At 55.5% G+C, this 8,047-nt stretch carries 9 protein-coding genes; 3 read left to right on the plus strand and 6 right to left on the minus strand.

Annotated features, from left to right (window positions below; translation table 11 throughout):
* The 3 genes from AC222A_RS18225 to AC222A_RS18235 all read right to left on the minus strand — a co-directional run.
* Nucleotides 1-555: nitroreductase family protein (locus AC222A_RS18225; protein ID WP_486775395.1), on the minus strand; the 555-nt coding region annotated here is incomplete at its 3' end.
* 10 nt (nucleotides 556-565) lie between these two features.
* Complete coding sequence (locus tag AC222A_RS18230; protein WP_372749211.1) at nucleotides 566-1,081, minus strand: SRPBCC family protein; 516 nt, start codon at nucleotides 1,079-1,081, stop codon at nucleotides 566-568.
* Between the two features lie 198 nt (nucleotides 1,082-1,279).
* Nucleotides 1,280-3,127 (minus strand): beta-ketoacyl synthase, encoded by a 1,848-nt coding sequence (locus tag AC222A_RS18235; RefSeq protein WP_372749210.1) that lies wholly within the window; start codon nucleotides 3,125-3,127, stop codon nucleotides 1,280-1,282.
* Nucleotides 3,128-3,242: 115 nt separating this feature from the next.
* Here AC222A_RS18235 and AC222A_RS18240 point away from each other — a divergent pair, with 115 nt between their 5' ends.
* From AC222A_RS18240 to AC222A_RS18250, 3 genes are all read left to right on the plus strand, one after another.
* Nucleotides 3,243-4,217, plus strand: coding sequence for a GlxA family transcriptional regulator (locus tag AC222A_RS18240; RefSeq protein WP_372798151.1), 975 nt, complete (start codon nucleotides 3,243-3,245; stop codon nucleotides 4,215-4,217).
* A gap of 145 nt (nucleotides 4,218-4,362) precedes the next feature.
* Nucleotides 4,363-5,382 carry a Rieske 2Fe-2S domain-containing protein gene (locus AC222A_RS18245; RefSeq protein ID WP_372749208.1) on the plus strand — a complete coding sequence of 340 codons (1,020 nt, stop codon included), beginning with the start codon at nucleotides 4,363-4,365 and terminating at the stop codon, nucleotides 5,380-5,382.
* A 136-nt stretch (nucleotides 5,383-5,518) separates the two neighbouring features.
* Nucleotides 5,519-6,700, plus strand: a complete 1,182-nt coding sequence (locus AC222A_RS18250) for a thiolase family protein (RefSeq protein WP_372758426.1) — start codon at nucleotides 5,519-5,521, stop codon at nucleotides 6,698-6,700.
* Between the two features lie 65 nt (nucleotides 6,701-6,765).
* Here the strand turns inward: AC222A_RS18250 and AC222A_RS18255 are convergent, their stop codons facing one another.
* The 3 genes from AC222A_RS18255 to AC222A_RS18265 all read right to left on the minus strand — a co-directional run.
* Complete coding sequence (locus AC222A_RS18255) at nucleotides 6,766-6,924, minus strand: DUF3012 domain-containing protein (RefSeq protein WP_372750064.1); 159 nt, start codon at nucleotides 6,922-6,924, stop codon at nucleotides 6,766-6,768.
* Nucleotides 6,925-7,003: 79 nt separating this feature from the next.
* Nucleotides 7,004-7,177, minus strand: coding sequence for a rubredoxin (locus AC222A_RS18260; protein ID WP_372750065.1), 174 nt, complete (start codon nucleotides 7,175-7,177; stop codon nucleotides 7,004-7,006).
* Nucleotides 7,178-7,312: 135 nt separating this feature from the next.
* On the minus strand, nucleotides 7,313-8,047 hold a 735-nt coding region (locus AC222A_RS18265; RefSeq protein ID WP_486775396.1), incomplete at its 5' end, for a PQQ-dependent sugar dehydrogenase.

Consider the following 8,047-nt stretch of genomic DNA (forward strand, 5'->3'; position numbering starts at 1 on the left):
GGGCCAGCGAGTCACAAATTGCTCTGCGTCATAGTTTGGCAGGGGCTTGGCTCGCCCATCGCGAGTACCAATGTACAGGTAGCCGACCAGCGATTCCCCGGTAGATAACCCTAAACCCTTAAGCACATTGGGATCAAAAGCATTGGCACCCGTGCGCCAGATTCCGGCCAAACCCATCGCTTCTGCCGCGAGCAATATGCCGTAAGCAGCGCAACCGGCGGACAGCTGCTGCTCTATTACTGGAACTTTGGGATGCTCAACAAAACGGGTCACCACAGCGATAACCAAGGGGGCTCGTAAGGCTTTGGACCTGGCTTTTTCCAGCTCGGCTTCTGTAACTTCGGGATTGCGCTGTGCAAGCGCTTTGGCAAACAGATTACCCAGCGCATTGCGCGCCTCACCGTCAATGACCAGAAAACGCCAGGGCGTCAAACGCGCATGATCAGGCGCGCGCATCCCCGCTTGAATAAGGGTAGTAAGCTGCTCCGCATCCGGACCGGGCTCGGTGAGCTTAGCTGCGGAGTTTCGCTGCTTCAGTAGAGTCAGGGCATCCATGGCATCCACACTATTTCGCTTTGAGGTCAGCTTTGATTTGTTTCAGTTTTTCTGGCGTCGTCGGCTCGCCACTTTCGTAGTAGGCTTTCATGCTCAGGGCTACATCGCGAATGACCGAGCGAAATACATTGGCCAGCACGCGGCGATGCAGAAAATCGCCCAACCGCCCCCAGCGCATGGTAAACAATAAAGAGGTGGTCAGCGCCGTCTGGTTATTGCCAGCATCGTCTAACTGATAACGAAAATAGGCCTCTTTAAAGGGTGGCTGAGAACCGTGTTCGCCCCGGTGAAGCTTGATAAGGAAACCGTGCCCCTCATCCCATTCCACCACGGTTTCATCGAGGGCTCGGGTCTCTGATTGATAGACTTTGCGACTGGCGCCCACACCTTCTTTCTTTGCGGTGGTAATTTCGGTTTTGATGATACCGGGCACGTAGTTATGTGCCTGGCCCAGATCACGTAAACGCTTCCAGGCCTGGTCGCGCGGTACTTTCATCACTACCCGCGCTTTGGCTTCACCATTCATTAATACTGCCTCCCTCCTCAGACTGATACGAAAAACGCGCAAATTATCACCAATTGCGGCTTTTCGACGGAGAACGGGCGGTTTCAGCCCCTTTTCCGGCGACACATTCAATCATGAAAGTGGCGGCTTGTCTTGCCGGGAGGGCCAACCTTGATAAATTTTTAGGTGGACGGGCGGCCTGAAGCCGCCTCCATGGGATCAGACCTTATTCAACCAGTCTGCATAGGGGGTTTCCACTGCCAGTGACACCGGCTGAGCATAACCGGGCAGTGATATTTCAGTGTCACTCAGGGTGAGCTCTTCACCCGATAACACTTGATGGTCAAAACGATAGATTACGTTGGCGGTTCCACTTATGGCTTTATCATCGTAACGCGCCGCCTCCACAGCAACGGCCTCTTCTTTCGCCTGCCATTGCGCGAGTACCCTTTTGCCGTGTTTTGCCTCAAGCAGTCGTCGGGTAGCCGCCGGGGAAAATGCCGTCGCGGTCGCGTTGTTGCCGCCAAAGCCTTTGGAGTTTAACAGCGCTATATCGCAATCGATTTCACGATGCGCCTGGCTCAGACTTAAATTTGAAGTGTGTATGTCGTCGGCAAAGCGGCTGACCGTTGCGATACCCGGTAAAATACCCTCCGCCCACACACCAAGTGTGGCAGCAAGCTGATCTCCACTGGCTGAAGATATGGTATGCCCCAGATAGGCCTTGATCGCTGCTACTGGCCAACTGCCAATTCCAAACGCTTTGGCTACTTCATTAAGAATATGCGATTCGGTCACTCGGTTCTGCGGGGTACCGGTACCGTGAGCTTGCACAAAACTGCGTTCACGCAGCGCCGTGTCCCCAAGGATTTCACGCGCCAACGATGCCGCTTTGGCCACCGTAAGGTAATTACCTGCCCCCGGCGAAGAGATAGACTTCTTGTAGCCATCGGCATTGATGAAGACATCCGGCACCGAGCCATAAATCATCGCCCCCTGCTCCAGCGCCAACTCGTCATCCATCAGCACCACAAACTGAGTAGCTTCGGCAATGGTAAACCCACAGTTCTCAGCAAAGGGGCGACAGGCACGTCGATAATCCGCCTCGCTCAACCGATCGGTGCCGTCGAGCTTCATCAAGCCCGCATCCGTAGCCAAGGCTCCCATCGTCGCATAGCCGTCAATGACATCGGGATTTATCGGTGCTTCAGCAGCGCCCACGATCGCGATGCGCGCCCGCCCACTGCGAATATCTTGCACGCCCGCGCGCAGGTTGTAGAGAAAGGTCGCACAGGCGCCCAACGACGGCCCGGTACTGCCGATATTGCCCAGTACATAGGCATTGACGAAATCGGAGGGCATATCGGCCAGTCCCAGCGCCAACTGTTTGGAGGTAACCCGTTTGCCGCTGTGGCGGGCGGACAGCAGACCAGCAAAACTATTATCATCGAGCTGTGCCATCGCTGAACTGGCATAAACTCCAACCTGATCTGGCCGCACTGCAGACAGCAGTGCTTGCCACTCAATCCCCACCGACTGTATGGCATCTGAAGCACCGTAAATGGCCAGCTGCAGACCGCGGGGGTGATTGCGCGACGGGTACAATGCCGCGGGATCAAAACCGCTCGGCAACTGCCCTGCAGCACGCACTTCGCTGGTTCGCGTGGTCTGCACCAGAAAATCGCTGACGCCACGCATATCAACCCGCACCCGCCCCTTTTCCACCTCGGTAACAGTCCAGCTCTCTGGCAGGGTTTCCGGAAGGTTGCGCGCGCGAGTAACAAAACTCACGGCTTCTTCGGCCGGTGCTAACGGCATATGCCGGTTGCAGGGAATCGCTTCGGTATCAAACCAGTCCCGTTCGATTTTACGAATCAGGGTATGGTTGAGAATGTCATCGCGGTCATGCACGGAGCGGCCCATGAGCGCCGCCAGACTCTGCAGCGTGCGCTGCACCTTGCTTTCAGGCAGAGCATCGAGCACCAATCGGCGGTAGCCGTGGTGGAAAGATGATCTGCCCGCTGGATTAATGCCCCCAAAGCCTGTTATTACCGGTAACCGCGCCACAATACTAATCCTGCCCACTTCATCATTATGTGGCAGCTATTTTAGGAAAGGCGGCGGCGCCGTGATTAGTATAATATGGCCACTTTAAGAGATAATTAAGCCATACAATATTAGCATGGTAAACATTGCACTGATCGCACTTCCCAACGCGCTCACCTCGAGCATCAGCCTGCCAGCCGAAATGCTTAACGCGGCTGCCGACCAGTTGCGCATACAACGGCAACCCGCGCCGCGAGTGTCACTGGTGGGGCTTACCCGGCAAAAGGTCAATACCGCTGGCGGGCTAGTGCTTGAGCCCGACCTTACGATAGCCGCATCGAATACCTATGATCTGATCATCCTGCCCACGCGCTGGCGTCAGCCGCTCAAACATATAAATGTGGCCCGGCTGTCGCCCTGGTTGCGATCGCAATATGACGCCGGAGCCACCCTGTGCACGGTGGGCACCGGCAGCTACCTGCTGGCCGAAGCGGGCCTGCTGGAAAAACGGCCAGCTACGACCCACTGGCACTATTTTGATGATTTCGCCCAGCGATATCCGCAGGTTGAACTGATCCGCAATTACCTGATCACGGAATCTGAGCGGATTTATTGCGCTGGCAGCATCAACTCCATCGCCGACCTTCTGGTACACCTGATTGGCGAACGCTGGGGAACCACCGTAGCCCATCGGGTGGAACGCCAGTTTTCACCTGAAATCCGACGTCCCTTTCACTCCCACGCCTACCGTGTTGGCCAGACCGATCTGCATCGCGACGAAGCCATTGCCGCGCTGCAGTCTTGGCTGGCCAAGCATTTTCACCAACCAATCGCTTTGCCAGATCTTGCGGCCGAAAGCGGTCTTAGCACACGCAGTCTGAGCCGGCGATTCAAGCGCGCGACCGGTCAATCACCGCTCGATTATCTCAACACTCTGCGCTTGCGCGCGGCACGCGAGCTGCTGCAGCAGAGCAATCTCGCGGTGGGCGAAATCGCCCAGACGGTCGGCATTGGCGACCCCAATTACTTCTCCCGCTTGTTTCGTCGGGAGTACGGAGAAACACCCGTCAATTACCGACGCAATGTACGCGACAAACTGTTCCGAGCTTGAAAAAGATTACAATCGCGTCAGAATGGGTAACACATGTGTACTTTTAGCTGAGCCGCGTTCGATAATCAGGCACATCAACCTGGTTTTATTCGATAAGCCTGATAGCGACAGTGCTGTCTGCGCAAAGCATAAGAGAGAGTCAACCATGGAAAATACAGCCCAACTTCCCATCCCCTTCGGTTGGTACTGCGTATCCCTGTCTCGGGATCTTCAGCCCGGCGAGGTTAAACCACTACGCTACTTTGACCGGGAAATGGTGATGTTCCGCACCGAAGCGGGTGAAGCTAAAGTGCTTGATGCCTACTGCCCGCACCTTGGTGCCCACCTCGGTCACGGCGGCAAGGTCACTGGCGAAAACATCGCCTGCCCGTTCCACGCCTGGGAGTTTTCCGGCGAAGGTGTCTGCAAAACAGTGCCCTATGCGGCCAACATGCCCCCCAAGGTAGCCAACGGCAAACCCTGTATTTACGCCTACCCTACGGTTGAAAAAAACCAATCCATCTGGGTCTGGTACCACCCGGAGCAGATTGCACCGCTATTTGAGGTGGAACAACTTCACGAGCTACACAGCGACGACTGGACCGACATTTCCACCTACGAGTGGACCTTCCGTTCGCACATTCAGGAAACCGCTGAAAACGGCTGTGACGCTGCACACTTCATGTATGTCCATGGCAACCAGGATGTACCCAAGGGAGAAGTGAAGCACGAAGGTTTTCAGCGCCACGCCCATTTCGTCAGCAAAGCACCGGAGATTTTTGAAGACGGCACATTCGACACAACCGGCACCCTCTTCCGCGACTCATTCCTGGACACGTCAAGTAACGGGCCCGGCCAAACCTGGCAGCGCTTTAGCGGCGTATTCGAGACTTTCATGATGGGTACAGTTACGCCGATCGACGAGAAAACCGTTCACCTGCGGTTTATTTTTACCCAGCCCAAAGAAATGAACGAAGGGCAGGAAATCATGTCGCAGGCAGTGATCCAGAATGTTGCCCTGCAAGTTCAGCAGGATATGCCTATCTGGGAGCATAAAGTCTACCGCCCTCAACCGATACTCTGTGATGGTGACGGCCCCATTAATCAGTTCCGGAAGTGGTTCAGCCAATTCTACGCAGACGGCAGTGGTAGCAGCGAATCCAAAAAAGACACCAAGGCCGCCTAATTTCACAAGCCCGCAAACCGGCGCTTACGAGCGCCGGCCCTGCCCCCAAAAACCCCGCCTACCCTTGCCTACAGCGCCTCAACATGGCTAAATGCGCCCTCATTTTATATACCGAACAGCAAAGCGAGGGCCTCGTATGTCATCCGATTCCGTTTATATTGTCAGTGGAGCAAGAACCCCGATGGGTGGTCTTCTCGGCGCACTGAGCGGCGCGACAGCCGTTGAACTGGGTACCACCGCGATCGCCGAAGCCGTTAGCCGCGCTGGTATCGATGGCAAAGACATCGAAGAAGTGATTATGGGCTGCGTATTGCAGGCTGGCCTGAAACAGGGTCCTGCCCGCCAGGCAGCACTGGCCGCTGGCGTCCCCAAAACCACCGGCTGCGTGACCGTCAACAAGCTGTGCGGCTCAGGCATGCAAACCACCATTTACGCCCACGATATGATCAAGGCAGGTAGCTGCAATATCGCGCTGGCAGGCGGCATGGAAAGCATGAGCAACGCACCCCACCTGGTCAATGGCGCACGTGGCGGCGTAGGCACCGGCAACAAAGGCCTGGAAGACCATATGTTTTTTGATGGTCTGCAGGATGCCTATAAAGGTGGATTAATGGGCGCCTTTGCCCAGCAAACTGCTGACGACAATGGCCTTACTCGCGAAGCGATGGACGACTTCGCCATTGAGTCACTCAAGCGCGCACAACAAGCGATTGAAAACGGCAGCCTGGACGCTGAAACTGCACCGGTTACGCTTAAAACCCGCAAAGGCGACGTTGTGGTAAAACACGACGAGCAGCCAGGCAAAGCCAATCTGGACAAGATTCCCACCCTGAGACCGGCGTTCAAGAAGGATGGTACGGTAACAGCGGCCAACTCCAGCTCCATCAGTGATGGCGCTTCTGCGCTGGTATTAATGAGCGGCGCCGAAGTAGAAAAACGGGGCATCAAACCCTTGGCGCGCATCGTGGCCCACAGCCGCAACTCACACGAACCCGAGCTGTTCACCACCGCCCCAATCGGCGCCATCGAAAAACTCTATGCCAAAACCGGCTGGACCAAGGACGACGTGGATCTTTGGGAAATCAATGAGGCCTTTGCCATGGTGACCATGTTGGCCATGCGCGACCTGGAGCTTGACCACGCCAAAGTGAACGTACACGGCGGCGCCTGCGCCCAGGGCCACCCGATTGGCTCAACCGGTGCGCGTATCATCATCAGTCTGATCTACGCCCTGCAGAAATACGGCAAAAAACGCGGTATCGCAGCACTGTGTATTGGCGGCGGCGAGGCACTGGCCACAGCTATCGAGCTGGTATAAAAAAACCGGGGTCGTATCGAATAAAAAATACTCGATCCGACCCCGGTTTTTCGTTGATTCCGGCGTTAGAAGATGCAGTGTTTAGTGTAATCTGCAGCTTCGTTAGCGCTCCAATCACCTTTCGGCTTCGCCTTTAGATCTTCACACCAGGCGTCACTACCGACTTCCGGTGCGCAGCCTGCACACACGGCGACAACTAACATTGCCAGCATTGTCCGTATCATTGTTGTTCTCCGTTTGCCGTTTGTTAACTACGCCAGTATCGCACGCGCCGAATAGATCAGCGCGTACCGGTTAACAAGTTCAGGCTTCAACCATGTCAAAGTCAAATTTGCTGATACCGCAATCTGGGCACTCCCAATCTTCTGGCACGTCATCCCACTTGGTACCGGCTGGAATACCATCATCTGGAATGCCTTCTGCCTCGTCGTAAACGAAACCACAGATAACACATTCCCACTTCTTAAAATCGCTCATGCCGCTCTCCATTCATCTGGAACCGCTATTGCGCGTAACTCGCAGTTCCGAAAGACATATTTTCATTCCGGGCGCGAGTATACCACCGCATTTACGCTTTTTAAGATTGCATAATCGGCCAAGAGGCTGGTCGCTTCACTCAACGGCGGGGTCGTCCCCCTTCAAACGCAACTGATAGATCGCGCCAGCATAATCATCGGATAAATACAGAGAGCCCTGACTGTCCTCGGCAATATCCACGGGGCGTCCCACCAGCGTTTCTCCGGTCCAGAAACCATCAATCAGTGTTTTTGTCTGCAGGGAACCATCAAGGTTCCAGATAACCTGCTCAAGCCGGTAGCCGTCCAGTTCCGAGCGATTCCAGGAACCGTGCAGAGCCATCAGCGCAGAGCGCGGAAACGCCTTGCGCAGTGTTTCATGCTTCACAAAATGCAGGCCCAGAGGCGTGGTATGGGCGGGAATCCCCAGCAGTGGGTCTTTCGGGTCAAGGCCTGCCGGCAGCTGCCGACCGTAGTCCGGATCTGGGTCACCGTAAGCATTCACATAGGGCCAACCGTAAAAGCCATTTTCAACCACCAGATTCAGCTCATCCACCGGGTAATCATCACCCAGTAGATCACGACTGATATCAGCCGCATAAAGTGCTTTATTCCATGGCGCCCAGTCGAACCCTGTAGCGTTGCGAAGGCCTGTTGCGTAGATCTCGGCATTGCTGCCGTCTGGCTTCATGCGCATCAAGGTACCCCGGCGTGTGTCAGCCTCAATGCAGACATTGCAGGATGAGCCCACATTGAAATACAGCCAGCCATCAGGCCCCTGCGCGATACTTTTGGCCCAATGGTTACCGCCGCCGGGCAGGCCACTGAGCAC

This window comes from Litorivivens sp., assembly GCF_057445395.1.

Bases quoted from the DNA above. Each gene is read 5' to 3' on its own strand.
- AC222A_RS18255 (WP_372750064.1), bottom strand. From the start codon at position 6,924: ATGATACGGACAATGCTGGCAATGTTAGTTGTCGCCGTGTGTGCAGGC.
- AC222A_RS18245 (WP_372749208.1), top strand. From the start codon at position 4,363: ATGGAAAATACAGCCCAACTTCCCATCCCCTTCGGTTGGTACTGCGTA.
- AC222A_RS18240 (WP_372798151.1), top strand. From the start codon at position 3,243: ATGGTAAACATTGCACTGATCGCACTTCCCAACGCGCTCACCTCGAGC.
- AC222A_RS18230 (WP_372749211.1), bottom strand. From the start codon at position 1,081: ATGAATGGTGAAGCCAAAGCGCGGGTAGTGATGAAAGTACCGCGCGAC.
- AC222A_RS18260 (WP_372750065.1), bottom strand. From the start codon at position 7,177: ATGAGCGATTTTAAGAAGTGGGAATGTGTTATCTGTGGTTTCGTTTAC.
- AC222A_RS18250 (WP_372758426.1), top strand. From the start codon at position 5,519: ATGTCATCCGATTCCGTTTATATTGTCAGTGGAGCAAGAACCCCGATG.